Annotated in this window: 37 protein-coding genes, 1 tRNA gene and 1 pseudogene; 18 read left to right on the forward strand and 21 right to left on the reverse strand. The window is 63.9% G+C overall.

Features of this window, described 5'->3' with window-relative positions; translation table 11 throughout:
- Positions 1–8 precede the first annotated feature (8 nt).
- Positions 9–869 carry a pantoate--beta-alanine ligase gene (panC, locus tag G3545_RS04330; RefSeq protein WP_170017903.1) on the forward strand — a complete coding sequence of 287 codons (861 nt, stop codon included), beginning with the start codon at positions 9–11 and terminating at the stop codon, positions 867–869.
- Here the strand turns inward: panC and G3545_RS04335 are convergent.
- The 4 genes from G3545_RS04335 to G3545_RS29855 all read right to left on the reverse strand — a co-directional run bounded on the left by G3545_RS04335 (position 866) and on the right by G3545_RS29855 (position 2,725).
- Positions 866–1,033: a hypothetical protein gene (locus G3545_RS04335; RefSeq protein WP_170010175.1), complete on the reverse strand. Its 168-nt coding sequence runs from the start codon at positions 1,031–1,033 to the stop codon at positions 866–868. The genes panC and G3545_RS04335 overlap by 4 nt on opposite strands.
- Positions 1,034–1,099: 66 nt before the next feature.
- Positions 1,100–1,534, reverse strand: coding sequence for a DUF1489 family protein (locus G3545_RS04340; RefSeq protein WP_170010177.1), 435 nt, complete (start codon positions 1,532–1,534; stop codon positions 1,100–1,102).
- A 188-nt stretch (positions 1,535–1,722) separates the two neighbouring features.
- A complete protein-coding gene (locus G3545_RS04345; protein ID WP_170010179.1) occupies positions 1,723–2,397 on the reverse strand; it encodes a glutathione S-transferase family protein in 675 nt (224 codons plus the stop codon).
- Positions 2,398–2,599: 202 nt separating this feature from the next.
- A complete protein-coding gene (locus tag G3545_RS29855) occupies positions 2,600–2,725 on the reverse strand; it encodes a hypothetical protein (RefSeq protein WP_281411705.1) in 126 nt (41 codons plus the stop codon).
- Positions 2,726–3,006: 281 nt separating this feature from the next.
- Between G3545_RS29855 and G3545_RS04350 the strand changes: the two genes are divergently transcribed.
- Entirely contained in the window at positions 3,007–3,747 is a 741-nt protein-coding gene (locus G3545_RS04350; protein ID WP_170010181.1) for a DUF599 family protein, read from the forward strand.
- Positions 3,744–4,040 (forward strand): DUF3253 domain-containing protein, encoded by a 297-nt coding sequence (locus tag G3545_RS04355; protein WP_170010183.1) that lies wholly within the window; start codon positions 3,744–3,746, stop codon positions 4,038–4,040. Before G3545_RS04350 ends, G3545_RS04355 begins: the two co-directional genes overlap by 4 nt.
- Here G3545_RS04355 and G3545_RS04360 read toward each other — a convergent pair.
- From G3545_RS04360 to mgtE, 3 genes are all read right to left on the reverse strand, one after another.
- A complete protein-coding gene (locus G3545_RS04360; protein ID WP_170010185.1) occupies positions 4,037–4,831 on the reverse strand; it encodes a YdcF family protein in 795 nt (264 codons plus the stop codon). The two genes, G3545_RS04355 and G3545_RS04360, sit on opposite strands and share 4 nt — an antisense overlap.
- A gap of 177 nt (positions 4,832–5,008) precedes the next feature.
- Entirely contained in the window at positions 5,009–7,243 is a 2,235-nt protein-coding gene (locus G3545_RS04365; protein WP_170010187.1) for an EAL domain-containing protein, read from the reverse strand.
- A gap of 389 nt (positions 7,244–7,632) precedes the next feature.
- Positions 7,633–9,015, reverse strand: a complete 1,383-nt coding sequence (gene mgtE, locus G3545_RS04370; RefSeq protein ID WP_170010189.1) for a magnesium transporter — start codon at positions 9,013–9,015, stop codon at positions 7,633–7,635.
- Between the two features lie 245 nt (positions 9,016–9,260).
- Here mgtE and G3545_RS04375 point away from each other — a divergent pair, with 245 nt between their 5' ends.
- From G3545_RS04375 to G3545_RS04385, 3 genes are all read left to right on the forward strand, one after another.
- Positions 9,261–9,638 carry a BA14K family protein gene (locus G3545_RS04375; protein WP_170010191.1) on the forward strand — a complete coding sequence of 126 codons (378 nt, stop codon included), beginning with the start codon at positions 9,261–9,263 and terminating at the stop codon, positions 9,636–9,638.
- Positions 9,639–9,740: 102 nt separating this feature from the next.
- Positions 9,741–10,211, forward strand: coding sequence for a hypothetical protein (locus tag G3545_RS04380; protein ID WP_170010194.1), 471 nt, complete (start codon positions 9,741–9,743; stop codon positions 10,209–10,211).
- Positions 10,211–10,492: an acylphosphatase gene (locus tag G3545_RS04385; protein ID WP_170010196.1), complete on the forward strand. Its 282-nt coding sequence runs from the start codon at positions 10,211–10,213 to the stop codon at positions 10,490–10,492. The genes G3545_RS04380 and G3545_RS04385 overlap by 1 nt, the downstream gene beginning before the upstream one ends.
- A gap of 9 nt (positions 10,493–10,501) precedes the next feature.
- On the opposite strand, the gene lipB is transcribed toward G3545_RS04385, so the two are convergent.
- Positions 10,502–11,206, reverse strand: a complete 705-nt coding sequence (gene lipB, locus G3545_RS04390) for a lipoyl(octanoyl) transferase LipB (protein WP_246702859.1) — start codon at positions 11,204–11,206, stop codon at positions 10,502–10,504.
- A 164-nt stretch (positions 11,207–11,370) separates the two neighbouring features.
- On the opposite strand from lipB, the gene G3545_RS04395 reads away from it, so the two are divergent.
- A tRNA-Leu gene (locus G3545_RS04395) sits at positions 11,371–11,455 on the forward strand.
- A 25-nt stretch (positions 11,456–11,480) separates the two neighbouring features.
- Here the strand turns inward: G3545_RS04395 and G3545_RS04400 are convergent.
- From G3545_RS04400 to G3545_RS04430, 7 genes are all read right to left on the reverse strand, one after another.
- Positions 11,481–12,560 (reverse strand): tyrosine-type recombinase/integrase, encoded by a 1,080-nt coding sequence (locus tag G3545_RS04400; RefSeq protein ID WP_170010200.1) that lies wholly within the window; start codon positions 12,558–12,560, stop codon positions 11,481–11,483.
- Between the two features lie 2 nt (positions 12,561–12,562).
- Complete coding sequence (locus G3545_RS04405) at positions 12,563–12,757, reverse strand: hypothetical protein (protein WP_170010202.1); 195 nt, start codon at positions 12,755–12,757, stop codon at positions 12,563–12,565.
- Positions 12,757–12,987, reverse strand: coding sequence for a hypothetical protein (locus G3545_RS04410; protein ID WP_170010204.1), 231 nt, complete (start codon positions 12,985–12,987; stop codon positions 12,757–12,759). Before G3545_RS04410 ends, G3545_RS04405 begins: the two co-directional genes overlap by 1 nt.
- 18 nt (positions 12,988–13,005) lie before the next feature.
- The gene (locus tag G3545_RS04415; RefSeq protein WP_170010206.1) at positions 13,006–13,212 is read right to left on the reverse strand and encodes a hypothetical protein; all 207 of its coding nucleotides are present in this window, start codon (positions 13,210–13,212) and stop codon (positions 13,006–13,008) included.
- A gap of 392 nt (positions 13,213–13,604) precedes the next feature.
- Positions 13,605–13,844: a hypothetical protein gene (locus tag G3545_RS04420; protein WP_170010208.1), complete on the reverse strand. Its 240-nt coding sequence runs from the start codon at positions 13,842–13,844 to the stop codon at positions 13,605–13,607.
- Positions 13,841–14,068 (reverse strand): hypothetical protein, encoded by a 228-nt coding sequence (locus tag G3545_RS04425; RefSeq protein ID WP_170010210.1) that lies wholly within the window; start codon positions 14,066–14,068, stop codon positions 13,841–13,843. Before G3545_RS04425 ends, G3545_RS04420 begins: the two co-directional genes overlap by 4 nt.
- Entirely contained in the window at positions 14,065–14,391 is a 327-nt protein-coding gene (locus G3545_RS04430) for a hypothetical protein (RefSeq protein WP_246702689.1), read from the reverse strand. Before G3545_RS04430 ends, G3545_RS04425 begins: the two co-directional genes overlap by 4 nt.
- Positions 14,392–14,511: 120 nt before the next feature.
- Between G3545_RS04430 and G3545_RS04435 the strand changes: the two genes are divergently transcribed.
- Together G3545_RS04435 and G3545_RS04440 are read left to right on the forward strand one after the other, a co-directional pair.
- Complete coding sequence (locus G3545_RS04435) at positions 14,512–14,751, forward strand: helix-turn-helix transcriptional regulator (protein WP_170010212.1); 240 nt, start codon at positions 14,512–14,514, stop codon at positions 14,749–14,751.
- A gap of 91 nt (positions 14,752–14,842) precedes the next feature.
- Complete coding sequence (locus G3545_RS04440) at positions 14,843–15,283, forward strand: hypothetical protein (RefSeq protein ID WP_170010214.1); 441 nt, start codon at positions 14,843–14,845, stop codon at positions 15,281–15,283.
- 101 nt (positions 15,284–15,384) lie between these two features.
- Here G3545_RS04440 and G3545_RS29585 read toward each other — a convergent pair whose 3' ends face one another.
- Together G3545_RS29585 and G3545_RS04455 are read right to left on the reverse strand one after the other, a co-directional pair.
- Positions 15,385–16,140 carry a hypothetical protein gene (locus tag G3545_RS29585; protein ID WP_246702690.1) on the reverse strand — a complete coding sequence of 252 codons (756 nt, stop codon included), beginning with the start codon at positions 16,138–16,140 and terminating at the stop codon, positions 15,385–15,387.
- Positions 16,141–17,328: 1,188 nt separating this feature from the next.
- Positions 17,329–17,619 carry a DUF1236 domain-containing protein gene (locus tag G3545_RS04455; RefSeq protein ID WP_246702691.1) on the reverse strand — a complete coding sequence of 97 codons (291 nt, stop codon included), beginning with the start codon at positions 17,617–17,619 and terminating at the stop codon, positions 17,329–17,331.
- A 386-nt stretch (positions 17,620–18,005) separates the two neighbouring features.
- On the opposite strand from G3545_RS04455, the gene G3545_RS04460 reads away from it, so the two are divergent.
- The 3 genes from G3545_RS04460 to G3545_RS04470 all read left to right on the forward strand — a co-directional run bounded on the left by G3545_RS04460 (position 18,006) and on the right by G3545_RS04470 (position 19,712).
- Positions 18,006–18,251 carry a hypothetical protein gene (locus G3545_RS04460; protein ID WP_170010220.1) on the forward strand — a complete coding sequence of 82 codons (246 nt, stop codon included), beginning with the start codon at positions 18,006–18,008 and terminating at the stop codon, positions 18,249–18,251.
- A 28-nt stretch (positions 18,252–18,279) separates the two neighbouring features.
- Positions 18,280–18,867, forward strand: a complete 588-nt coding sequence (locus G3545_RS04465) for a hypothetical protein (protein WP_170010222.1) — start codon at positions 18,280–18,282, stop codon at positions 18,865–18,867.
- A 593-nt stretch (positions 18,868–19,460) separates the two neighbouring features.
- Entirely contained in the window at positions 19,461–19,712 is a 252-nt protein-coding gene (locus tag G3545_RS04470) for a hypothetical protein (protein ID WP_170010224.1), read from the forward strand.
- A gap of 81 nt (positions 19,713–19,793) precedes the next feature.
- On the opposite strand, the gene G3545_RS04475 is transcribed toward G3545_RS04470, so the two are convergent.
- Positions 19,794–20,426: a cysteine hydrolase gene (locus tag G3545_RS04475; protein ID WP_170010226.1), complete on the reverse strand. Its 633-nt coding sequence runs from the start codon at positions 20,424–20,426 to the stop codon at positions 19,794–19,796.
- A gap of 135 nt (positions 20,427–20,561) precedes the next feature.
- Here G3545_RS04475 and G3545_RS04480 point away from each other — a divergent pair, with 135 nt between their 5' ends.
- Together G3545_RS04480 and G3545_RS04485 are read left to right on the forward strand one after the other, a co-directional pair.
- Positions 20,562–21,059 carry a ferritin-like domain-containing protein gene (locus G3545_RS04480; protein WP_170010228.1) on the forward strand — a complete coding sequence of 166 codons (498 nt, stop codon included), beginning with the start codon at positions 20,562–20,564 and terminating at the stop codon, positions 21,057–21,059.
- A gap of 62 nt (positions 21,060–21,121) precedes the next feature.
- Positions 21,122–21,370 (forward strand): DUF2934 domain-containing protein, encoded by a 249-nt coding sequence (locus tag G3545_RS04485; RefSeq protein WP_170010230.1) that lies wholly within the window; start codon positions 21,122–21,124, stop codon positions 21,368–21,370.
- 19 nt (positions 21,371–21,389) lie between these two features.
- Here the strand turns inward: G3545_RS04485 and G3545_RS29965 are convergent, their stop codons facing one another.
- From G3545_RS29965 to G3545_RS29590, 3 genes and pseudogenes are all read right to left on the reverse strand, one after another.
- Positions 21,390–21,671 (reverse strand): low affinity iron permease family protein, encoded by a 282-nt coding sequence (locus G3545_RS29965; RefSeq protein ID WP_348644629.1) that lies wholly within the window; start codon positions 21,669–21,671, stop codon positions 21,390–21,392.
- Positions 21,568–21,846, reverse strand: a complete 279-nt coding sequence (locus G3545_RS29970) for a low affinity iron permease family protein (protein ID WP_348644630.1) — start codon at positions 21,844–21,846, stop codon at positions 21,568–21,570. Before G3545_RS29970 ends, G3545_RS29965 begins: the two co-directional genes overlap by 104 nt.
- A pseudogene (locus G3545_RS29590) lies at positions 21,836–22,027 on the reverse strand (hypothetical protein); the annotation flags it as partial. The gene G3545_RS29970 and the pseudogene G3545_RS29590, both read right to left, overlap by 11 nt.
- Before the next feature lie 429 nt (positions 22,028–22,456).
- Between G3545_RS29590 and G3545_RS04495 the strand changes: the two are divergent.
- From G3545_RS04495 to G3545_RS04510, 4 genes are all read left to right on the forward strand, one after another.
- Positions 22,457–22,702 (forward strand): hypothetical protein, encoded by a 246-nt coding sequence (locus G3545_RS04495; protein ID WP_170010232.1) that lies wholly within the window; start codon positions 22,457–22,459, stop codon positions 22,700–22,702.
- Positions 22,703–22,798: 96 nt separating this feature from the next.
- Entirely contained in the window at positions 22,799–23,035 is a 237-nt protein-coding gene (locus tag G3545_RS04500; protein WP_170010234.1) for a hypothetical protein, read from the forward strand.
- Positions 23,036–23,326: 291 nt separating this feature from the next.
- On the forward strand, positions 23,327–24,496 hold the full coding sequence (locus tag G3545_RS04505; RefSeq protein WP_170010236.1) for a zinc-dependent alcohol dehydrogenase: 1,170 nt from the start codon (positions 23,327–23,329) through the stop codon (positions 24,494–24,496).
- 12 nt (positions 24,497–24,508) lie between these two features.
- Positions 24,509–25,306, forward strand: a complete 798-nt coding sequence (locus G3545_RS04510; protein ID WP_170010238.1) for an SDR family NAD(P)-dependent oxidoreductase — start codon at positions 24,509–24,511, stop codon at positions 25,304–25,306.
- Positions 25,307–25,383 lie beyond the last annotated feature (77 nt).

Here is a 25,383-nt window from a genome sequence, read left to right on the forward strand (position 1 = left end):
GGAGTTCCATGAAGGCCGAAGGATTGAAGCGCGCGTCGACGCCGGCAAGCCTGCGTCGCCAGGTGCGCGAATGGCGCGCGGCGGGCGAGCGCATTGCGCTGGTACCCACCATGGGGGCGCTCCATGCCGGGCACATCGCGCTGGTGCGCGCGGCGCGGCGGCGGGCGTCGCGCGTCATGGTCTCGATCTTCGTCAACCCGACGCAGTTCGGCCCAAACGAGGATCTGAGCCGTTATCCCCGCACGCTTGCCGACGACCTCGCCAAGCTCCGGGCAGCGCGCGCCGACCTGGTCTATCTGCCGGCGGTGGCGGACATCTATCCCGAGGGCTTCAGCACCAGCGTCACGGTCGCCGGGCCGGCGCTAGGCCTGGAGACCGATTTTCGCCCGACGCATTTCGCCGGCGTTGCCACCGTGGTGGCGAAGCTTCTGGTGCAGGCTGCGCCCGACCTCGCCTTCTTCGGCGAGAAGGACTACCAGCAGCTCAAGGTCGTCACCCGCATGTCGCGCGACCTCGATCTGCCGGTGAACATCGTCGGTGTGCCGACGGTGCGCGAACCGGATGGGCTCGCTCTGTCCTCGCGCAATGTCTATCTCTCGGTCGACGATCGCCGCACCGCGCCCGCGTTGTATCGTGCCCTCACCGAGGCGGCCTCCGCCATCGCCGGCGGCGAGGCGGTGGAAAGCGCCGTCGGGCGTGCGCGTACGCTCGTGACGCAGGCCGGCTTCGTGCTGGATTATCTGGAAGCGTGCCACGCCGAGACACTGGCGCCTATAGCATCCGCCAGCGAAGGACCGGTCCGCCTGCTGGTCGCCGCGCGCATCGGCTCGACGCGGCTGATCGACAATGTCGGGGTACCGGCCCGCTAGACCGTCATGTAGCTGACCGCCATGCCGATGATGACCAGCAGCAGCCCGATGCCGAGCACATAGCGCATCGGGCGCACTTCGGCGGCCTGGCGCTCTTCCGGTTGCGATTTGACGACGACCTCGCCGTCCTCGACGACTTTCCGCTCATTGCTATCCTGAACCATGGTCGGGCCTCTGTCCGGTTTGTCCGGGGCTAACGCCCCGAACCGGCGGATGGGTCCCTTGGCCGGTCAGAGCAGGCCGAGCGTGCGCAATTCGCGGCGCAATTCATCGGGCAATGCGGCGGCGTCGGTTCCGGCGCCGAGATCGGGCGGCGCCTCCTTGGCGGCGAGATATCGCCAGCCCTGGAACGGCCCGCGCGGGCGCGGCTCGACACGGTGTACCACCGGCTCCATCACCAGCCGGCAGCGCCGGATGCCATCGCCGTCGACAAAGGGGCGGATGGCCACGAGATTCTGTCGGCAGGCGATCTCGCCCTTGATGACCCAATAGAGCGAACCGCCATCGAGCAGTTCGTCGGTACGGGTCGGCACCATGCGGGTGGTGTGGAACTGCTCGACCGGCTCGCCGCGGGCCCGCTTCTCCGCGAGCTTTTCCGCGATCCATTCCTCGAGGTCGCGAATCGATTCGGCGCCGACGCACAGCTTGATGAGATGCAGAGGCATGCTCTCTCGCTAGCACCAGCCGCGAGGCGAGACCAGAGCGTCTACGGCGGAATTGCTCCCTCTCCCCATTGGGGAGAGGGTTGGGGTGAGGGGTCTGCAACTCTCAGCAATCGCGCTCCCCCTCACCGACCCGCTTCGCGGGCCACCTCTCCCCGACGGGGAGAGGGACTTACTGGCGGGCTTCCGACTCAGACGCGCTTGACCACCGGCCAGTCGATCTCGTCCTCGGGCAGCACGCCGGTCTCCTTGAGACCAGCCTCCTTCCACTCGACGAAGGCGGGATGGGCGTGCACCGCTTCGACATAGGCAGCGGAGACCGGATCGACGGGAACCGCATAGGTGCGGATGCGGCTCGCCACCGGGGCGTACATGGCATCGACGCCGCCAAACGCGCCGAACAGGAAGTCGCCCCCTGCCCCATGCGCCGCGCGTGCGTCCCGCCACGCCGCGGTGATGGCGGCAACGTCTCGTGTCGCAGCTTCCGGAATGGCGCGGGCTTCGACCGGCCGCCAGAGATTCATCGGCAGCGCGCTACGCAGCGCTGCGAAGCCGCCATGCATCTGCGTCGCCAGCGAACGGGCGAACGCGCGCGCCACCGGCTCCTGCGGCCAGATGCGGGCATCGGGGAAGCGCTCGGCGAGGTGCTCGATTATGGCAATGGATTCCCACACTGCCGCCTCGCCATCGAGCAGCACCGGCACCTTGCCGGCCAGCGAATGAGCGCCGACCCTGGCCTTGAAGTCAGGGGCATCGAGCGGGACCAGTATCTCCTCGAAGGCAATGCCGGCGGCCTTCATCGCCATCCACGGCCGCATCGACCATGAGGAATAATTCTTGTTGCCGATGATGAGCTTTAACGTCATCGCACCGCCCTCCCGTTAGCTGAGCTAGGATCGGGCTATAGCCCTGCCATGGCAAACGCAGAGCCATGATGGCCGGCATCACCCGCCTTGATGCCGCGCTGCGGCACGCGGGGAGCGCACATGCAAAAACGGCGCGGACCGTGAGGACCGCGCCGCTTGTGTGTAGTCGGAGGACCGAGGATGGGCACGACAGGCCGGCTTTTCAGCCCGCCACCACCGTCGCCGCTTCGAAACCACCGAAGAGATAAACCAAGGCCACGCCTGCAAGAAATGCGACGACGGCCCAACGCGCGACTCCCCAACAGGAGCGCTCGGTAAGGGAATTCATGCCGAACCCCGGATTGCCTTCACATGTCCTGCAGCTCGGCGGGCCACCCCACCGGCAGTCGCCGGACAGCAACAATAATTAATAAAACGTGAGCGTTCTCGCAATCGCAAAAACGTCATACAACCCAACGGAAACGCAACTCTGCTCTGTGATAACCACAAGGCGGCTAACTACCCTCCAGCAGGCTACCGCCCCCCGACGCCTTGAACCCCGCCCAGACCCCGATCACCATGCGCTAGCCGGCTTTCGGCGGAATCATCAGCGCGAATCACGGCTCCCCGATGCTCGGCTTCACCACCCTCGACGGCATCGCCTTCGCGGCCTTCGTCCTCGCCTGGATCGCCTACCATCTGCTGATGGAGGGCGATTGGTCGCAGCGGCGCACGCTCAACCGCCGCATGGACGCGTTCCGCGTGGAGTGGATGCAGAACATGCTCCGGCGCGATAACCGCATCGTCGATGCCCAGATCATCGCCGCACTGCAGAACGGCACCGCCTTCTTCGCCTCGACCTCGCTGCTCGCCATCGGCGCGGCGCTGGCCATATTGCGCTCGGCCGAGGATGTGATGGCGATCTTCAACGACCTGCCGCTGGTCGCCCCGCCGGCGCGCGGCGCCTGGGAGGTGAAGACGCTCGGCATCACGCTGATCTTCGCCCATGCCTTCTTCAAGTTCGCCTGGGCCTACCGGCTGTTCAACTACACCACCATCCTGCTCGGTTCGACGCCGCCGGTCGAGGAAGCGGACACGCCACGCGCCCAACGCCACGCGCTGAAATGCGCGCGCATGGCGACCCTGGCCGGCCGCCATTTCAATCGCGGACAACGCGCCTTCTTCTTCGCCATCGGCTATCTTGGCTGGTACGTGAACGCCTACGCCTTCATGGCGGCGACGTTCGCCATCTTCCTGGTGATATTGAACCGGCAGTTCGGCGGGGATTCGCACTGGGTTCTGGATGACGAGGACGGGCCGATGGACTTCGAAGAGAAAAAGGCATTGGCCGAGACGGAGCCGCCGCGATGAGCACCCCGGATGCATCTTCCAAGGCCGGCTTCCCGGCTGAAGAGGCGGTGGAAGCGGCCATACTCGCGCTCGCCGGGCGCCCCGATGCGCCACGCAGCATCGACCCCTCCGAGCCGGCACGAGCGCTGGCGGAGGGCGCCGAGGATTGGCAGCGCTTGCTGCCGGCGGTGCGCCGCGCCGCGGTACGGCTCGCCATGGCGGGCAAGCTCGTCATCTATCGCAAGGGCAAGCCGGTCGATCCGGAGGATTTCCGCGGCGTCTACCGGCTCGGCTTGCCGCAGGATCAGGTTTAAGGCGCCGGAAACAGCGTCGAGATCCGGCCGGTGATCCGATAGGCGACGAGCCCGAGCCATTCGCGCGCAGCATCGTCCAGATCGCTCAGGCCTTCCGCCACCGTCCCGTAGGGCCGCCACAACATCTTGCCGGTTCCGGTGTGGTAGTCCACCGGATAGGCGGTCACCTCGAAACCGATGGCGCGGAAGCAACCCATGGAACGCGGCATGTGGGCGGCCGAGGTCACCACCAGCCACCGCTCGCCGAGCTTCGGGTGGACCATGTCCATGACATTGCGCGCATTCTCGGCGGTGTTGCGGGCCCGGTCCTCGAACAGCACACGGTCCGCCGCGAGGCCGAGCGACGGCAGCACGGCGCGGATGGTGTCGCTCTCGGTCTGGCCCGGCGTTTCGAACAGTGAATTATTGGCGCCGGTGAACACCAGCTTGGCCTGCGGATAGCGCCGCGCCAGATCGCCCAAAGCGAAGATGCGCTCGGCGGCGTCCGAGAAGCTCGGCTGGCCGCGGGCGGCAGAGAGATATGGGTTCTCGGCGCCACCGAGCACCACCACGCCATCGACCGGCCGGCCGTCATCGACGAAGGCGGGGAAGCGATCCTCCAGCGTGCTCAAGGCGAGGCGAGGCAGCGGCGAGATGCCGCCGAGGACGATGCCTATCAGGCCGAGCACCGCCAGCGCCAGGCCCAGGCGCCGCCGCCGGATCGCCAGCACCATGCCGACCACCATGATCAGCACAAGGAGATTGGAGGGTGCCAGCAGCGCCCAGGCGACCTTGGACAGCGTGAAGAACATGTGCCGGAACCGCCTGGAGAAATGCGCTGTGCTTCAAAATCCTTCGAGGCCCACGCTGTGTGCGGGCACCTCAGGATGAGATACACCGAAACTATTGCACAAGCTGATCCTGAGGTGCTCGCGTAGCGAGCCTCGAAGGATGCCCATCCCCAATGACATGCGTCTTAAGCAATCCACTCAAAGAAATGACCGCGCCGCATAACCGCGGGCGAGCGCGCGCATCGGCGCGCCGGCTTCGGTGCCGGCGGCGCGCGCGAGATGCTGCTCGATCTTGGTAAGCGGCACCGGCCCACCGAGCAGGAAGCCCTGCACGTGATGGCAGCCGACCGATTGCAGATAGCGCAGCTGCTCGCGGGTCTCGACGCCTTCCGCCGTCACCGCGATGCCGAGCGCACGGGCGAGCCGCACCACGCAGTCGATGATCGCCGCGGCGTCGTCGGTGTGGCCGATATTCTGGGTGAAGCTCTTGTCGATCTTGATGTTGTCGACGCGGAAGCGGCGGATATAGCCGAGCGAGGAATAGCCGCTGCCGAAATCGTCGAGCGCGATGCGCACGCCCATGGTGCGCAATGCGGAGAGCGCGGCGAAGGCTTCCGGCTGGTTGCCGAACAGCAGATTCTCGGTGATCTCGATTTCCAGCCGACGCGGATCGAAGCCGGTCTCCCGCAATATTCCCGCGATGGTCGCGGCAAGGTCGCGGGCGCGGAAATCGACCGGCGAGAGATTGACCGCAAGCTTCAGCTTGCCCCAGTCGCGAGCCTGCGAGCAGGCACGGCGCAGCACCCACATGTCGAGGGTGGTGATGAGGCCGGTATGCTCCGCCACCGGTACGAATTCGTTGGGGGGCACCAGGCCGCGGGTCGGGTGGAACCAGCGCACCAGCGCCTCGAAGCCGATCACCGTCTCGCCGTCGACCGCAAATTGCGGCTGGTAGTGCACGTCGAGCGCGCCCTCGGCCAAGGCGCGGGATAGCTCCACCTCGACCTCGCGGCGGCGGCGCACCTCGACTTCCATATCCGGCTCGAACAGCCGGAAGGCACCGCGCCCGTCGCTCTTGGCGCGGTAGACCGCGATGTCGGCAAGGCGGATCAGCTCGTTGGCGGCGAGGCCATGGTCGGGCGCAACGGTGGCACCGATCGAGGCACCGACAATCAGCGTGTGGCCGGCGACCACGGCCGGCCTGCGGATGCTCTCCAGGATCGAGGCGCCGAGCGTCGCGATCTCGCCGTCATCGGCACCGACCGGGATCAGCATCACGAATTCGTCGCCGCCGAAGCGGGCGGCAAGGCCGTCGGGTCCCACCATGGCGTGCATGCGCCGGCCAATCTCGGCGAGCAACAGGTCGCCGAGATGGTGGCCCAGCGTGTCGTTGATGTCCTTGAAGCCGTCGAGATCGACGAAGAACAGCGCAAGACGGTGCCCCGGTCCGACGTGCCCAAGCTTCTGGCCGAGCACGCGCATCAGCATGGCGCGGTTGGCGAGGCCGCAGAGCGGGTCGACATAAGCGAGGCGCGAGGCGAGCGCCTCGCTCTCGGCGAGATCCTGCGTGGCACGGCGCGCGTACCACAGCACGATGGCCGCGGCGGCAAGCAGCAGACCGGCGGTGCCGACCAGAGCCGGCAGCAGCGTCTTCAAGAGCCCGCTGCCCGGATTCTCCGGCAGCCAGGTCAGCCAGGCCGGCGCCACCTGCGGATCGGCAAAGGGGATGGCGACCTTCATCCGCTCGTCGCCGTTCAGCTTCTCCGAGATGTGCGGCTCGGCGAGATGCAGTTCGCTGACGAGATCGCCGAGGAAGTTCTGCTCGAGGAACAGCACCGTGACGGCGACCGGCGGTACGCTGCTCGGCGAAATGACCCGGCCGAAATCCGGGGTGATGCTGACGGCGCCGACCAGAGCCGGCCGCCCGTCGACCCGCGAATAGGCGGCGCGGAAGATCGGCTCGACCGCATTCTCCACCGCCTCGGCCTTTTTGCCGCTCGCCGCGGCGGCGGCGCGCTCGGCGCTCGCGGTGTAGGCGCTCTGCACGCCGCGAACCAGCGGCATGATGGCCGGCGCGTCGAACGGCGCCTGGTCGGCCGGCACCAGGGCGCCATCGATCGAGGCATAGCCGAGCTGGTCGTCGAGCACGACAAACGAGCGGTCATGGTGCTGGGTGTTGTGCAGCCAGCTGCCGAAATTCTTGTGCACCCATTCGACGTCGAGGAAATAGGCGGTGCGCAGAACCGATTCGTCCCAGTGCGCGAAGCTGGACAGATCGCGCTGCAGCGAGGCGGCGCGGCGCTCGAGCGATTCCGAGACCATTTCCGCCCAGCGCTGGCGCGAAGCGGCATCGATGCGCTCGGCCGCCACCAGCGCAAAAGCGCCCATCGCCGCCACCGCCGCCATGATGACGAGCGCGACGGCAATGATCATGCGGTCGCCGGGACCGGCGCTGCGCCCTATCGGACTGCGGCTCACAGGCACGCCCCGTCCGCTGCGCGACGGCACGCCGATGCCCGGTCGCACCCGCCCGGCCGGACGTTCGTTCGGCCGCTGACGCAGGCCTGCATACCCAACGCTCCCTCGATCACGGTGAATTCGGATCAATCTAATCCAAATTCATGAAACGCGATCAATGTCACAACAATCGGAGCCGACGTCGCCTGGAAACCGCGTGGCCCGAAAACCACGTCGCACTTTTCGGCTCGCGCCTCCGGATTGTAGCCGGCCACACTTAACGCTCGATTGAGCTTACGCTGCGGAGCCGCCGGTGATTGCGATTCCGCCGCGCGGCGCCAGCCTATTCGGTTCTCGCTGCCGTGTCAGAACCAAAGCGCCGCAATGCCGAGAAAGGCGAAGAATCCAACGACATCCGTCACCGTCGTCACGAACGGACCAGAGGAAACCGCCGGATCGATCTTCATGCGCGCCAGCGCCAAGGGTATCAATATGCCACCGAGCGCGGCGGCGACCAGATTGATGATCATCGCCAGGGCGATGACAAAGCCGAGATCGATGGCGCCGAAGCGCGCAAACACCACCAGCGCCATGATGACGGCGAAGGCAACGCCGTTGAACAGCCCGACCAGCAGCTCGCGGCCGATGACCCGGCCGGCATTGCTGGCGCGCAATTCGCGGGTCGCCAGCGCGCGTACCGCCACCGTCATGGTCTGCGTGCCGGCATTGCCGCCCTGGCTGGCGACGATCGGCATCAGCACCGCGAGCGCCACCATGCGCTGCAATTCGTCGGCGAACAGCGAGATCACGGCGGATGCGAGATTGGCGGCGATCAGATTGAGGAACAGCCAGGAGAAGCGGCTCTTGGCGATGTACCAGAAGCTGTCGGACAGCTCTTCGTCCGCCGCGACACCGCCGAGCGCCTTGACGTCCTCGTCCGCCTCTTCCTGGATGACGTCGACGATGTCGTCGATGGTGAGCACGCCGACAAGGCGGCCCGCCTCATCGACCACCGGCGCCGAGATCAGATTGTAGCGCTCGAAGACGCGGGCGACGTCTTCCTGGTCGTCGACAGCCTTCACCACATGACGGTCGGGCGTCACCACCTCGCCGAGCTTAACTGTGCGTTTGGTGCGCACCAGCCGGTCGAGCGGCACCGAGCCGGTGTGCCGATAGGAGGGATCGACGACGAAGACCTCGAAGAAGGTCTCCGGCAGGCCCTCGGTCTCGCCAATATAGTCCAGCGTCTGGCCGACCGTCCAAAACGGCGGCAATGCGATGAACTCGGTCTGCATGCGCCGGCCGGCGCTTTCCTCGGGATAATCGAGGCTGCGCTGCAGGGCGGCGCGCTCCGGCATCGGGAGCTGGCCGAGAATCTCCTGCTTCTCGGCGTCGTCGAGGTCCTCGAGGATGTAGACCGCGTCGTCGGAATCGATGTCGCGCACGCCCTCGGCGACGGTGGCGGACGGCAGCCCCTCGAGGATCTGCACGCGCACCGTCTCGTCGAGCTCGGTCAGCGCGGTGAAGTCGAAATCCGCGCCGAGCAGTTGGATCAGCTTCGGCCGGTCTTCGGGATCCAGCGCTTCCAGCAGCGCCGCGACGTCGACCTCGTGCAGATCAGAGACGAGTGCGCGCAGCAGTTCGACATTGCCGGCCGCGATGGCGGCCCCGACCCGGGCGACGAAGTCCGGATCCGGCCCTTCGGTCTCCGGCCGGGAAGCGACGGCGAGTTCGTCCTCTTCGCGCATGGCGCTTCTCCGGTCCGGTGGTGAAATGGGAATCTTCGGCCTTCTCTTAGGAAGTGGCGTTCCCCAAGGCAAATTGCGCGAACGCCCTCCCCGGCGGCGCGGCGACGCAGCGTCCCAACGCCAGAACGTATCTCCGCGAGGTCGTATGCACGGGATCGTGAGAATTATCGTGAATATGGCTGGCACTTTCCCCAGCGCCAGCCGTTAGCCTCCCACATAGACAGTGCAGAACAGGAGTTTGCGTGATGCGCAAGATCATTACCGTCGCTATAGCTGCCCTCACATTGGGCGCCGCTACCGTCTCAACCACTGCCGTGGAAGCACGGGAGTGGCGTAACCAAGGTTGGAACGGGAATCATCACGGTGGCGGCCGCCATTATTCTGGAAATTATTATGGCCATGGCTATCTTGGTCACGGCTATGGCTACCGAGGCTACGGCTATCGCGGCTATAACAATGACGGCGCCCTCGCCGCCGGCATCATTGGTGGCATCGCCGCAGGCGCGCTGATAGGCAGCGCCGCGCGCGACAGCTACGCCCCGGCCTGCACGCGCTATCGGTCCTATGATCCCGACAGCGGCACTTTCGTCGGCAGGAATGGCGTCCGCTACGCCTGCCAGTAACCACAGTCCAGCGCCGCCTTGCGCGGCGAAGTCGCAGGGCCCATCCTCGAAAGCGGGTGGGCCCGTTTTCGTGCTCGTTAGGTCCGTGAGACGATGCGTCCGATGGCACGCGCCGCGTTCCTGGTCGCCGCCATACTCGTCTATGGCGCCTGGCTCTGCGTGCCGCTGCTCTTTCTGCTGTTACCGCTCACCCGCTGGCACCTTGCCGGCTATGCCGCATTCGCCGCGGTGAGCTTCGCCTGGCAGCGTATCCATGCCGCGCGCCTGCTCGATGCCGGCCTGCCGGCATGGCCGTCCTTTCCGCTGGCGGCGCTGATGTTCACACTGGGCTGCGCAGCAAGCGAACCGGCGGGAATGCTCTATGCGATCGTGCCGAGCGATGATGGCAGCAGCGGTGCGCTGCCGCCGACCCCGGTGCTCGATGTGATCGGCGGGCTGCTGGAATCCTATGCTCCCGCCAGCCATGGCGATCTCATCATCGGCTCGCTGATTACGGCCTTCATTGCACCGCCGCTCGCCGCCTCTATCCTGCTGGCGCTGGTTCCAACCGCGCACAGGGAGCGCGTTGCCTGATGCATACCGCCCGTATCATCGTCCATGGCCGCGTGCAGGGCGTCGGCTATCGTGCCTTCGTCGCCGACGAGGCCGAGCGGCTCGGCGCGCGCGGGTGGGTGCGCAACCGAGCCGACGGAACGGTGGAGGCGCTGGTCGGCGGCGGGACGGATCTCGTCGAGGCCATGGTCGCCGCCTGCCGGCGCGGGCCGCGCATGGCCGAAGTGACGAGGATCGACGTGCTGCCGGCCGATGGCGAGCCGCTGCCGGAAGGCTTCGACCATATCCGCGCGATGTTCTAGTCCGCGGTTCTAATCCGTGGTCGGACCGAACACCGCCTCGAATTCGCGCCGCAGCGCGATGTCCACATCCGCCATGTCGGCGGTGAGGCCGAGATCCATCAGGCTGGTGACGCCATGCTGACGCACGCCGCACGGCACGATGCCGTCATAATGCGACAGGTCCGGATCGACGTTCAGCGCGACGCCATGCAGCGTCACCCAGCGCCGCACGCGGATGCCGATGGCGGCGATCTTGTCCTCGGCCTCGCCCGGCTTGTCGGGACGCTTCACCCAGACGCCGACGCGGTCCTCGCGCCGTTCGCCGCGCACATGGAAGGACCACAGCGTGCGGATCAGCCATTCCTCAAGGGCGGCGACATAGCGCCGGAGGTCCGGCTGGCGGCGCTTGAGGTCCAGCATCACATAGGCGATGCGCTGGCCCGGCCCGTGATAGGTGAACTGCCCGCCCCGTCCGGTCTGGAATACGGGCAAGCGCTCGGGATCGACCAGATCCTCGCGCCGCGCGCTGGTGCCGGCGGTGTAGAGTGCCGGGTGTTCCAGCAGCCAAACCGTCTCCGGCGCCCGCCCCTCGGAGATCGCTGTGGACAGCGCATCCATCTCGGCGAGCGCGTCGGGATAGGCGACCGCGGAATCGGAGATGCGCCAGCGCACCGGCGGCGCGCCGGCTTGCGCGAACAGCCTGGTGTCCAGGCTGTCGCGGGCGCTGCGGGGCATGGTGTCGGCGTCGCTCATGGCCCACACATAATCATCGGCGTGCGGAATGTCTCGCCTGTCGGGGACAGGGCCTGAGAGCAGCCGTCGAGCCCTTGTGAACGCCGGTTCGATCTGTTAGACGATCCCCCGCTCGCGGACCGGCCTGAGGCTGCTTCGCGCTGCATGCGGTCGTGGCGGAATTGGTAGACGCGCTGCCTTGAGGTGGCAGTGGGTAACACCGTGGAGGTTCGAGTCCTCTCGACCGCACCATCTCTTAGATTGTGCATTGATTTCATTATCCTTTTCGGCCTTTATCCCGCACCGGCAGACCGGGTGCGGGAATAGATGTTCCGGCATCGTTCGATAAGAGATGCATGGCGTTCGTCGCGAGGCGCTTTCGGTCCGCCTTTTTCGTGTAGAGCGACGCCATTGTGCCGCCTGTCCATCCGAAGATGGCTTCCAATTGCGCAACCGTCGCCCCGGCATTGGCCGCCCTGGTCGCCGCGATCTTCCGCACGCCATGCGCTGAGCCGGGAACGCCGGCCGCCTTGCACGCTTCCCGAAATTCGTTCCCGAATGATTCCTTGGTGAGCGGGCGCCCATTTGCGCCGGCGATGAAGGTCAGATCGCCACAGGGACCAGTATCCAGTGTCGCGCGGAGCACAGGCAGGATTGGCAACGTCACCTCGACAGTCTCGCCGCTCTTCTCGGTCTTGATCGTTGCAATGCCGTCGCGAACATGAGGACGCCCAAGGCGAACAGCGTCGCCACGCCGGAGGCCGGTGAAGGCCAGCACGTCGAGCCACACCCGCTGACGGGTGCCGATCGGCCAGCGTGCCTCGTATGCGGCGATGTGTTCTTCGGTCCACGGGGGGAAGCCGTCGCCGGCCTTCCGCGGCGGGTTATCGACGCCTGCGGTCGGATCGGTCTTGACCATCTCGGCTTTCACAGCCCATCGGAAAAGCCCCCTCATGGCGTCGAGGAAATTGCGGGCCTGCGCCGGCGTCGCGGCGCGCCGCTCCTTGCCAGCGATGATCTGCGCCTTGGTGATCTTCGACAGCGGCTGATGGCCCGCGGCCTTGATGACATGGACAAAGATATTGTCCCGCTGACGCCGCGTCGCCTCGGAAAGGCCCGACCACTCGGTAGTCTCCCGATATCGAGCGAGCAGCCAGGTCAACGATCCGGCAGACGGAGCAGCCTTTGCAGGTCGCTGGTTGCCGGCCAGGGCGGCTTGGTACTCGGAATCGAATTCCGGCGTTCCGAACGCGGCGCGAATACGGATCCGACGCCCCTGCCCTTTCCGCACGTACCACACGGTGTTGCCGTGCCGTGTGATTTCGCGATGCAAGTGCGGGGGGCGCGGGCGGGGCATGGCTACATTCCCAAATCCGGTTCAGGGAGCCCGTGCGTGGGAAGATCGAACGGAACGACGGGCGGCTTGCCAGGAATGATGATGATCTTGCCGTCCTTGTCGACTTCCACCCGCGCGACACCAATCCCCGCTGCCTCGACCGCCTTAACCGCCGCCGTCAGGTCTCGTTGACGGAAGGTGCAAGGCCCGCGCGACATCAGTTCACCACCTCGACGCCGATGGCCTCGCGCGCGGCGAGCCACGCCTCAACAGCAGCGACGCGGGCGCATAGCGGCGCTGTTGGGCTCGACGATCGGCGGAAGCCAGGGAACGGCGCTTGCTGATCCTTCGCGCGCCGGCGGAGCGTGTCGGCGGAGATGCATACCCCGCGCTCACCTAGGAATCGCTGGATAGCGCCGGTGGTCATGAAGATGCGATCCATGCTCATGCTGGCGACACCGCCCGCTCAGAGGGCGATGTCGGGCGAGGCGGGCTCGCGCCGGAAGAAGTCGAGGATGATGTACGCTGCCTCGGCGCTGGTAGAGCGAACGTTGCGCGACGCCGCATCTTGCAGCCTCGACTTGATCGACGCTGGAACGCGGACCATAACGTTGACCAGTTCTTCGCTCTTGGCCGTCCGCGCGTATCGAGGGGTCGCCGAATCTTCGGACATTTGGAACGCTCCTTTTTGCAAGTGCTAATGACGTATATCGATCAGAACGTAGCGTGAACGTAAAGAACGCCCGAAATGGATTGCCGTGTAAAAGCGCGGGTTTTCTCGGACAGATCGCGGACAAGGCCTCAAGACGCGGTTCTGAGCGTGACATGCCGGGTTCGCCTTGTGACGCCCGCGAAGGGCTTTGTGACGCAAGGCGCGGGCGATGTGACATGCGGCGCGCCGGCGGTGACATTCCGCCTGGACAAAAGGCGGTCAAAAACTGGACGGATGGCGGTCATTCACGAGCGCGTGAGAATACGCGCGCTGCGTCAAACCATGCAAAACGGCGGGTTTGGACGAGTCGAGAGGTATGCTCCGGCCGTCGCACTCGGCCGGGGTCCAGTCGTTTAGACGGCGCGAAGCATGTCCCAATGCATATTGAGCCGAAGCCTGAAACCCGGGACGTCGTGCGCGGCGATCGCGACGCCGGCACCCTCAGCGCCGAAGAACACCTCAGCGCCTAGCGCCCGGCCGGGATAGGCATCAGCAAGGGCGGCCTTGATCATCTCGACGCCGGCGGCAACGCGCGCTTGGGCATCGATATGCGGCGGTATAGCCGCGGCGGGAGGCGATTCCTTGCGCATCACGTCGTCCCTCCAGTCGCATCGCTGGTGACGGCGTCAACCGTCTTCATCGCGGCTTCGATGCGATCGAGCAGGACGCTCGCCACGGCCACGACGGGGCCGCTGCAGTGCTCAAACTCCATTCCACTGCCCATAAGGCTCAGCGCGCCGGCGAGGTCCCTGGCATCAGTGAGGAGATCATGGACAGAGATCAGGCGATCTCGGGGAGCCACATCGAGCGAGCTCATATCGCGCTCCCATGGAAGGCGCCGGGCCGCTGCTCGACGAGGCCATCGAGGTCCGCGATGCCGAGCTCGGCATGATCCATTTCGGCGTCATGCGTATCCTCGGCGTCGTCGGCGCCGGTGTCGATGAAGCCGCGGCCGTGCGTCTCGACGGCTGTCAGCTCCAGGTCTGAATCGCCGTCCCAGGCATCGAGGAGATCAATCATCTCTTCGAGCGTGCGCTCCATGATGGCACGCAACTCGTATAGCAGCATGAACGTGGCCCCGAACGTGGCGGGGGGCGAGGGTATGCCGGCGGCGTTTGCCGGCGCGGTGGGGCGCGACATGCGATGATTCTCCGGTAGCGATTTTCGATATCACTATCGTTAATCGCTCATACACCGTGTCGCAAGCGAAATTCGCTACCCCTATCGATTTCTTATAGCTCGTGCGGTATCCTCGTCAGCATGATTACACCCGCTCAATGTCGCGCCGCCCGAGCCACGCTCGATTGGTCACAGCAGCAACTTGCCGAGGCGTCGAAGATTGGGAACGCCACGATCCGCAATTTCGAGAGCGGCAAGTCCTCTCCGCAGAACGCTACGCTGGATGTCCTACGGCGGGCGCTCGAGGCGGCCGGCATCGTCTTCCTCGCAGACGGCGAGCAGGCCGACGGGGGACCCGGCGTGAGGCTGGCGAAGCGCTGATGGAGGCGATAACGCAGAGCGCTTACACGACCCTCTAAATCTGAAGTCATAGCAGGCAACTGTAACGTCAAGAATCAGGAAGGCATTGACGGTGAGCAAACTTCGGCGGCTATGGGACCGTTCGTGGGACATGCTGCGGCCTTCGGACGAATATAAACGACGATTCCGATCCGCGTCCGAGGCTGATTTAAATAAAGCAAAGATTCTTTCTGATGTCGTGCAAATTGTCATTAGTCTATCTATTGCTGTATACGCTCACAGTTATCTGCTTGAACAACGAACAAAATCTGTTGATGTATTTGAAATAATTGTGCTCATTGCAGGCAGTGGCATGATCCTGACGTTTATCGTCGTCATGGGGTTTTATTTATGCTCATCTATTTCGTATTTCTTTCTTAGTGAGGCGGCTCCATTCGAGCATCCCGCGCTCCGCCTCCTTGCCATATTTGTTTCGATCGGCGGATCGATGGCCGTTATGGAAGCCGTGTATCGGTTGATCACCGCGCTTGCCGCAAAGTCTTCTGCGCTTTGAACCGCAAGGCTTACCTGCGCGCGGTACACGGCGATAACGCTGTCGTGCGCGCCCTTGGCGCGGGCCAGGCGAGCGGCGCTCCATCGAGCGGGGATGACTGTTCAGCGCTTTAGGCGACGATCGGATGGCGGGACCGCGAGCGGTCGGCGCCTTCCCGGCTTCTGCGGCCTGAACTGATTCGGGCGGATGACGTTGAGTCCGCCATGACGATGATTCACATGCACCCCGTGGCTTTGTGGGACCGAAGCGGGACCAGGCGCGTCCTCGCCGACGTCGAGGCGGCCGCCCTTTTCATGCTGTACCAATGGCCGCAGCGCAGTCGGAGCGGCCAGCTTCGCCTCGCGGCGCAGATCGCAGCCCTCGCAGCCATGGAAGGCTCTGGTGCTGGGACGGCGGAGGAATTCCGCACCGCCTTGATTGCTGCAGCCGCCGAGGCCGACATCTTGGCGCCCCTCCCGGAGCGGCCCGGTACGGAGTGGCAGATCGAACGCTGGAGCTTCGATGTCGGGGATCGTAGGCGCAGCGATGAGCGATAGCGGCAGAGAGCATTTCGCGATGATCGCCGGCGAGGGCTGACTAAAGATGGCCTCGCTCCCGACGTCCGCGGCGCTGTCAGAATTGACGTCTGGAAACCCGCCAGTGGCGAACTCGTCGCGGATGGGGTCTTGTCGGCGGAAAAGCTTCCCACCCAGCGCAACGATCGCCGCGCATCCCTGACGCTCGGCAGCGGTGAAATTGTGAAAATCGAGCTCAGCCAGGTCACCGCGGGAGGCGGCCTTCAGGGTGTTGGATCCCGTCGTGCCGACGCTCCTCTGAAGGCGCATTTCCGGATGGATTTCCCTGCGACCTACTGCCATCATTGAGGTGCAGTATTACACCGTACAACCGCCTGTCCTTGCCGGTCCCCCGCGATATGCCCGCCTTTCGACAACTCCTTGTGCAATTCGAAGTAGCCCTCAACGACTACGCTGCCGCCCTAACTGCAGCTCGCCATGCCTCCGTCTGCCATGAAGAACGCTTGCGGCTGTTACAGGCCTGTGACCCGCTCTGGGAACGGATTCAAGAGACCAGGCAACAGCTCGATCAACTGGTTCTGAATGACGACGAACAGTGCCCATCCCCATAGCACCGTGTCGCCGCAGCCCGGCCAGGCCACCAATGGTCGGCCGGCCCAACCAGGAACACGTTGGAGCACGCCGTGGCTCGCTGCGATCGCCGTTCAGGAGCAGCGATACGCCGCCTATGAACCGTGGAAGCAGTTGAACCTTAGGCGCTAGGCTTTCGGGCCTACCCGCGCCCGCAGGTGCGCCTGCCACATGATGTGGGCGTCGCCTTGGCGCCGGTTGTACGGCGATGACGCTGTCGTGCGCGCCCTCCGCGCGGCCAGGGCGCGCGGAGCAAGACCACGGTCGATGGTGGGATCAGCCAGAGGATGATCATTAGATGACGGCACCAGCCAACATGAGCAAACCACCAACTAGCACAAGCGCAAAGCCAGGCCAGTTCTGAGATAGCTCAAAAACGGTGCTACCGTTGCGGCGGGGTTCGAGGGTGTCAGCCGTCGCAGCCGAACGCCTTGTTTGGCTCAGCGGGCCATTCCACACTGCGGCGACGCCCAGGTAGATGACGCCAGCGAGAACCGCTAGAGAACCGAAAAAGAGCACAGGCATCATACCCTCCACTGCGGCCGACTAGTGCATAGCTTTTCGCCGCCCCATCAGGAGCTGAGGTGCCGTGGTTTCGGGTTAAATGGTCCACGCCGGCGACGATTAAGAGGCAGCCGCCCGGCAGCGGCAGGGGTGTGCGGGCGCCGGGCGGCTGTTGGCCGCTCCCTGCGGTGTTGGGAGAGGCGACCAACCGCGCATTCGTCACGGGCCGGCTTTGCTACAGACGTTGATCGGCATGCGCCGCGTACACGCCGTAGCCGCCGCCGGACGCGTCGCTGCTGTTGTCCGGCGGCAGGGGGTCGTCGCAGCGATGGTGCCAAACAAAAGCGCTGATACGAGCGCCGCGGATGTGAGCAAGATCTTTCGCATCGCGAACCCTTAGTCGATGATCTTGACGACCTTGCGGGTCTTAGCCTCGACGATGACACGGCGATTGTTCACGACGGCATAGCTGTAGGTGTCGTACTTCGGCACTGTGTGCAATTCAACGGTGGCTGGCAATTCCGAGCCGATGATCACCTCACGTTCGACCTTCACCGACGGCGTTTTTTCCTTGACGACATAGGTTTCGACCTCCGACGGCACGGTCACGATCGCCGCTTGTGCAAAGACCGACGAGGGAATGGCAACAACGCCGGCTACGAGAACGGCGTACAAAGTCTTGTTCATTTGAGCCTCCATTTGAGTAATGTGCAGATTGGAAATACTTGAGAAAGAAATGCGTTCCCGATCGAAGTATTTATTTTCAAAACTATTGGTCAATGAAATACAGGCGGCCCCGCCCTCTTTCGAGGGCGAGGTTGATGTCTAGTCTCAAGCAGCAAACGAGCGGGCTGGACCTTTTATTCCGCGCGGTGCGAAATTTTGGTCGTCGTGGTGGGATAATACATCAGCGGAGCACCAACTGAGGCAATTGGGCTTTGGCGGCGAAACATCAAGGAACGATATCTGCGCGCTGGACATTGGCCAGTGGATAGCCTGTGCCCCGCCCGGTGAGGGGCGGCCGCTAGGTAAGCTTGCGAAGGTGTGGTCGGCGCGGATCGAGAGGAGCGTGCATGCCCTTTATGAGCCAAGGCTATGATCCAGAGATGATCGCACTCCTTGAGGAGTGCCTGAACAGTGCCTGTGCTGCCACAGTAGGCAGCGCCGATCACATCCCGGACGACGAGCTCCGGCGGAGACTCGCTGCGGCGCTGTTAGAGGGTGCTGGCTACGGCATGACGGATCGCGAGGCACTCATCGGATTCGCGCTGAGCGCGCTGCCGACTTTCCGCGAAGCGCTGACGAGGCCGAGGCATTGAGCCCCTCCCGTCGACCAAGCCGCAGAAGATGCGCGGGCGCCAGCGTTTTCCCACTCAGCGTCATCTTTTTGCCGGCATAGCAGCAGAACCGAAGCACGCCCGCGGCGTTAAACCCGCCATGCAACGGAAACCTGATCTACCCTATTGGAACGCCAGTTTGGATAGGCCTGTCCCAACCGAGGACGGCACCGAGCTGCATTCGCTGCACGAGGCGGCGGCGTTCATAGAAGCGCACGCGTCCCGCCGTCCGAGCCTCGCATTCGATGAAGCGCGGATTAGCCTCAAGCAGGCGGCGGAGACCGGCCACGGCGCTGATATCGTCAAGGCGCGCCGCACGATCGAGTTCGCGCTGGAGGACGTCAGATTGCACCAGCCGAAGCGCGCCGACCACTCGCCGCGGCTCCCGCAGCCGATCCGCGTGAAGGGCCGCGAACTCGTCACGGTAGCGGACGCAATGCAGTACCTCGGTACACTCGGCGCCGAAATCTGGCAGTTTGAAGAATATCAGCAAGTGCAGGATGCGCTCGTCACCGCGCTCGACACGCGGAATAATCCCGATATCGCGCGGGCTGCAGCCCTGTTCTTGAAGTTCCTGACCACCCGGCGCTTGATATGAGCGGCGGGCCGCCGCTGCCGATGTCCTAGTCCCAGACGGCGCCCACGTACATCAGCAAACCGCTCCGCCAGGTCGCGCGTATCTGGTCGGGACGTGAACTATCCTGCGTCTAACGGCGTTTAATCGCTACCGCGGATTGCTCCCAGCGTTCGCGGTGCCGGTGAAGGCGCCGCTGGGACTCAACACCGAGGCGGCGTCTTCCCGGCTATCCCTTTGACGAGGCTTCCCGCCGCATCCGTTCCTCTCGAAGCCGAGCAGTCTTTTTGGGCTTCTCAGCCAGGCGGTCTTCCTCGCGCTTCACGAAATCCGTGGCCTCGGCGAGCGCGATGTTTTTGGCGGATTGGGTTCACGCGTCATGGCTCCTTGAATGAGCCTTTCAACCAGCCTCCAATCCCTGCAATAGAGCCGCCGCGGCATCTGACGTGATGAAACGGCGGCGCCGATGATGCCACTCGCTAGCGCCGCCGCCAGCCCCTGCGCCGAGGGAAGGCCGCAGGCTTATCGCAGTAGGCAAAGTTCAACGCAGGTAGCCCCAAGCGGCGCCGAGCACGAAATCAGGGATCCGGTAGCCCTCTGATGCATTATCTTGGGCCATGAGCGAGACGGATTTACCCCACTGGAATGCGGACTTAGACAAACCCATCCTGTTGCGTGACGGGAAGGAGCTACGCACCCTGCATGACGCCGCGGTATTTCTCGATGAACGGTTCGCGGGGCAGCGCGGCGTTCAGCTCACCGGCGTGCGGCTCGCGCTGAGATTCGCCGCTCGAACCGGCGCGGTGGCGGAGATTCTCGACGCTCGCCGTGTCGTCGAAATCCTGCTTCGTGGCAACGACCTCGTGTGAGGTAGTCCCTCTTTAGGGCAACGCGGCGGCAGCCAGACCGATCAGGCTGCTCGCTCTGCCACTCAGCCTTAATTCAGCGGCTCACTTCCAAGCGGGCGCGTCTCTGATTACGTCGATCAAGTCGTCCGACAAGATCGTCTCGATCTGTTCCGCGAAGCGTTCGCGATACAGCGTCATAAGCGCATCGTGGCCCGCGTCGGACGAACTGCAGAGCGCATCCTCAACCACGATGACCCGGTAGCCGCGATCGACGGCACCCAAGACCGTCGCGAGAACGCATACATCGGTTTCCGCGCCGGTGATGATGAGCGTATCGGTGAGCCGTGCATTGAGGTTGGGAGCCAAGTCCGGCGCTGAAAAGGCGGACAGCCGGCGCTTCTCCACTGTCAGCGCCGGCGGCGTAAACCGGGCCAGTTCCGGGATCAGATCGAGCGTCCCCGGAGCCAGGCGTTGCTGCGTGACGTGCTGCCACCGCCGATAATAGCGGCGCCAGGCGCCCACCTCTTCCTCTGGGGTGGCAGGCGGAATGAACCGGGTGAACACGGTTCGTTCGCACAGCCTTTCGCACAGCCTCACGACGACCGGCAGCACCCTTTCGATCCAAGGCGTGGCCCATGGACCGGTTGGAGCGAACAGCTTCTGCATGTCGAGGCAAAGATGCACTGTCCGTGAAGAGAGTGGCCCGTGGAGCAATCCATCGCGCGCTTGAGCCATGCTCACGACCTCCGTTGAGGTAGGGAGAACCCGTTGAGACAGTGGCAGTTCCGCTTCGGAACAAACGCCGCCAGGAGTCGTTGAGCCCCGCAATCCGGCGGCTCTCGCCGCTCGCTGAAAACGAGGAAACCCCACATGGCACCCAAGGCGGAAAAGAACTTAACCAACCTGTTCCAAGAAACCCTCAAGGACATCTACTACGCGGAGAAGCAGATCCTACGCGCACTGCCCAAAATGGCAAAGAGTGCCCAGTCGGCCGAGCTTGCTGCGGCGTTCCAGAAGCACCGCGACGAGACTGAAGTGCATGTCGAGCGGCTTGAGCAGGTTTTCGAGCTGTTGGGCGTTCAAGCCCGCGGCAAGACCTGCGACGCCATCATCGGCATCATCGATGAGGGCAAAGAGATCATGGAAGATTTCGCCGGCACCGCCGCGCTCGATCCGGGTCTCTTGGCCGCGGCGCAGGCAGTAGAGCATTACGAGATCAGCCGTTATGGCACGCTGCGGACCTGGGCACAGCAGCTCGGCATGAAGGATGCGGTGAAGCTGCTCGATCTGACGCTCGGCGAAGAAAAGGCCACCGACGCCGCGTTGTCTCAGCTCGCTACGACGGCCGTAAACGCGAAGGCAGCCTGACATCGTCGCCGCGAGGCGGGCGCGCCACGCCCGCCGGCGGCAGCGCATCGGAAGGAATCGCCATGAACGATATCATTCGCCGCCGGGCATACGAGCTTTGGGAAGGCGCCGGGCACCCGAGCGATTTGGACTTGGACTTCTGGCTGGCAGCCGAGAGGCTTGTTGCGCTTGAGGAAAGCAGTCGAAACCAGCCGCGGACGAAGGCAACGTTGGGTCAGGACGCTTCGGAGGCCCCGTTGTCAGAGACGAAGCAGGGCGCGCGCGATACGCTCGTTCCTTCCGCATCGCCCGCGCGGGGCGCCGCTAGCTAAAGGTCACGCGCCTCGCCACTCAGGCCGTTTTGGACCAATCGCGCTGGCGCTTCTCTCGCTCTGCGCTTGTCTGCTCGAGAAGCCGCCGTGTCCGGGCGGCTGCCGCTTGGCACCTATCGTGAAGAATCGCGAGCTCGCTTTCCGTCAACCCCTCGATTCCCATGAATTCGTCTTCAGCATCTGATGACCGGATTAGCTCATCCAGTTTTGTCTGGATCGCCGCGCCGTCCCCGGTTCTGGCTATTCTGGATAAGGAACACCATGAGGAAGGTGACGATGGTTGTTCCTGTGTTGATGCCAAGTTGCCACGTCTCAGAACACCCGAACATCGGACCGGTCGCCGCCCACACGAGGACAGCAACAAGACAGACAAGGAAGGCCACCGGTGTTCCCGCGGCATGCGCCGATGCATTTGCAAAGCGGCCGAATAGCGGTCGATTCGCTGCGCGATGGTGCGAGATGCACGGCGTAGACATTCGCCTCGGACTCAGGGACGCCTTCGGAGGTCATCGCCCCCACTATGCCACCCACGGCGCCGCCCGCGGCCGCGCCGGCAATCGCACCTGCAGCCGTCGCGGCAAGCCAGCCAGCGGCGACCACGGGCCCAATGCCCGGAATGGCAAGAAGGCCAAGTCCAGCGAGCAGACCACCCGCTCCGCTGCGCACGATGGTAGCACGGGCGCACGCGTAGCCCGGCCTTGACGACGAGCGTCCCAGCTTGCGCCTTGTGCGACGCCAGACCGCCGCCAAGTACGACGGCGCCGAGGTCGGTGAATCGGCGCCGTCGCTCTCGCAACAAAACGAAGCCGCTCACTGCCGAACCGGCGATTGAGCGGCCAAGTCTCACTTGCGATTCGAGGCAGAGACCTCGCAATTGCTTCATGAGGCAAAACGCGCTGTCCTGTTACGTCATTTTATAGAATGCTCACTGCATGTGCGTGAGCGTGCTTTGCACGTCACACCCTTTCCTGCGGCCGGCGCCAGCTAGGGTCTTCAGTCTCGACTGATGTGGAGGTAGCATTGCGCGTGGGTGATGCCGCCCCTAAATTTCCGCCGATTCCGGTGTGATGCGACGCGGGGAAGGGGATGCTGGATCAAGATCGTTCGGTGCTTATGACGCTCTATCAAGCATGGAGGAGCCAAACGATTTCAGTTGTGGGTGAGGAAGAGCTCATCGAAAAGGTGGGCCATCTCGGAGGCGCCGCAGAACTGCTCGATTGCGTCAATCGATTGGTCGAAGAGGGTTATTTAGGTCGGTCGCCCACTTCGATATACCTCACCTCGAAGGGCATGGAATACGGCGTCAGCGCCGGCCGTCCTTCGGCCAAATGAATGCGCGAGACTTCGGAATGCCCGTTCGGTCAACTTGTGCGCCCTTCGTGAAAAGCAGACAGTTGCGTCGGTGACTAAGTGCTCGGGAGGTCAGCCATGCCTTTCAGCAACAAGGGCTATGATCCGGAGACTATCGCCTATCTCGTGCAATGCCTGGATGTGGCGATGGAAACGGCGTGCCGGGTGACGGGTTCGCCGCCAAGTGATGATCTGCGGAAGAGGCTCGCCCTGGCGCTCATGGAAGGCGCAGATACGGACCTTGGCAATCAAGACGATTTGATCGACTTCGCTCTCAGATCACTGCCGGAGCTGCGCAGTCGACTGGCGAACTGAGCGTCCCTCACCTAGAAGTCGTCAACGGCCACCGAGCATCACGGCGTGCCGAGGCACCTCCGCCCGCGGGTGAAGCACGCGGCTGCGCGCGAGGTCGCGCGACGCGGCGCCAAGTACCCCCAAGGCCCGTGATATCCGGATTCCCGACCGCATCGTGACCGCCCAGGACGAAGCCGCGGAATGAGGCGAAGGCGTGTACGAGCGCGCCCAAAAGACCTACGCGATACCGCATTTTACCGAGGAACGACGACGCGCTGCCGGTGTTGAACGTCATCAACCGGGAGCATCTGCATGAAAGCGCTGACGTGGCACGGGAAGGGCGATGTTCGCTGTGAGGAAGTGCCGGATCCCAAAATCGAGCAGCCCCGCGACGCCATCATCAAGGTGACCGCGTGCGCAATATGCGGTTCGGATCTCCACCTTTTCAACGGCATCATTCCCCGCCTCGAGACCGGCGACGTGCTTGGCCATGAAACCATGGGGGAAGTCGTCGAAGTCGGAAGTGACATCCGCAACCTGAAGGTCGGCGATCGGGTGGTGGTGCCATTCACCATTTCTTGCGGCGAGTGCTTCTTCTGCACGCGCGGCTTCTACTCCGGGTGCGAGCGTTCCAATCCCAACAAGGAAGAAGCCACGAAGCTGTGGGGCAACTCGCCCGCGGGGCTATTCGGGTATTCCCATCTGCTGGGAGGGTATGCAGGCGGCCAGGCAGAACTCCTGCGCGTGCCATTCGCCGATGTCGGTCCCATCAAGGTGCCTGATAGCCTGAGCGATGAGCAAGTGCTCTTCCTGTCGGACATTTTCCCGACCGGCTACATGGCGGCAGACTTCTGCAATATCCAGCGCGGCGACACCATTGCAATATGGGGCTGCGGACCTGTCGGCCAGATGGCGATCCGATCAGCGTTTCTGCTTGGCGCTGAACGCGTCATTGCGATCGATACGGTCTCTGAACGCCTCGCTCTCGCGGCGCAAGGCGGCGCCCAAACACTCGATTTCCTTGAAGAGGACATCTACGAGCGGATAATGGAGATGACGCACGGCCGCGGCGCTGATGCGTGCATTGATGCGGTCGGGACCGAATCCGAGCCGAGCGCGAGTTGGGACGCCCGGCTGGATCGCATCAAAGTAGCCCTGTTTATGGGCACCGATCGGCCTCACGTGTTGCGCCAGGCTATTCAATGCTGCCGCAACTTCGGCACCGTCTCAATCGTCGGCGTCTATGGCGGCTTCCTCGACAAAATTCCTATGGGCTCCGCCATCAATCGTGGGCTGACCTTCCGCATGGCGCAAACACCGGTCCAGCACTACGCACAGATGCTGCTCGAGCGGATTGAAAAGGGCGAGATCGATCCGTCCTTCGTCATCACGCATCGGGCCAGGCTCGAGGACGGCCCCGAGCTCTACAAGACGTTCCGCGACAAACAGGACGGCTGCATCAAAGTCGTCATGAAACCCTGACGGAGAAAATCCATGGCTAACGCAGTTCGCCCGCTCGCTGTCGTCACGGGAGCGTCGTCGGGCATCGGTTTCGAACTGGCGAAAATCGCGGCGCGCGAAGGCTATGACCTGGTAATTGCCGCCGACGAGCCTGAGATCCGCGAGGCCGCGACCCGTCTGTCCACGAATGGAGCGAACGTAAAAGCGGTCGAAGTCGATCTCTCGCACCTCGAGGGGGTGGATCAGCTTTACGCTGCCATCGAAGGGACCGGGCGTCCGGTGGAGGTCCTGATCGCAAACGCCGGGCGTGGTCTAGGCCGAGCTTTTCTTGATCAGGATGTCGCCGACTGGCGGCGCGTTGTCGACACCAATATCACCGGCACGATCTATCTGGTCCAAAAGGTCGCCCGCGAGATGCAGGCCCGTGATCAAGGACGCATCCTGATTACTGGATCTATCGCCGGCTTTATGCCGGGCGCGTTTCAGGCGGTCTATAACGGGACGAAAGCCTTCATTGACAGCTTCTCGTTCGCGATCAGGAACGAACTCAAGAACACGAAGGTGACGATCACCTGCCTCATGCCGGGAGCAACGGAAACCGAATTCTTCGAGCGCGCTGACATGATGGATACCAAAGTCGGCCAAGCCGAAAAAGATGATCCCGCCGACGTTGCCGAAACTGGGTTCAAGGCCATGCTGGCCGGCGAAGGTGACGTGGTCAGTGGCTGGAAGAACAAGCTGCAATCCGCGATTGCTAATATCACTCCGGCCGGCGTGCTGGCTGAACAGCACCGCAAGATGGCCGCACCCGGCACCGGAAATAAAAACTAGCTTCCCGCGGACATCGTTCGTGGACCATGCGCAGCGCGCTGACCGCCTCCGATGTGTTGATAACGCGAGTATGAGCG

The sequence above is a fragment of the Starkeya sp. ORNL1 genome (assembly GCF_012971745.1).
Lineage (GTDB): Bacteria > Pseudomonadota > Alphaproteobacteria > Rhizobiales > Xanthobacteraceae > Ancylobacter.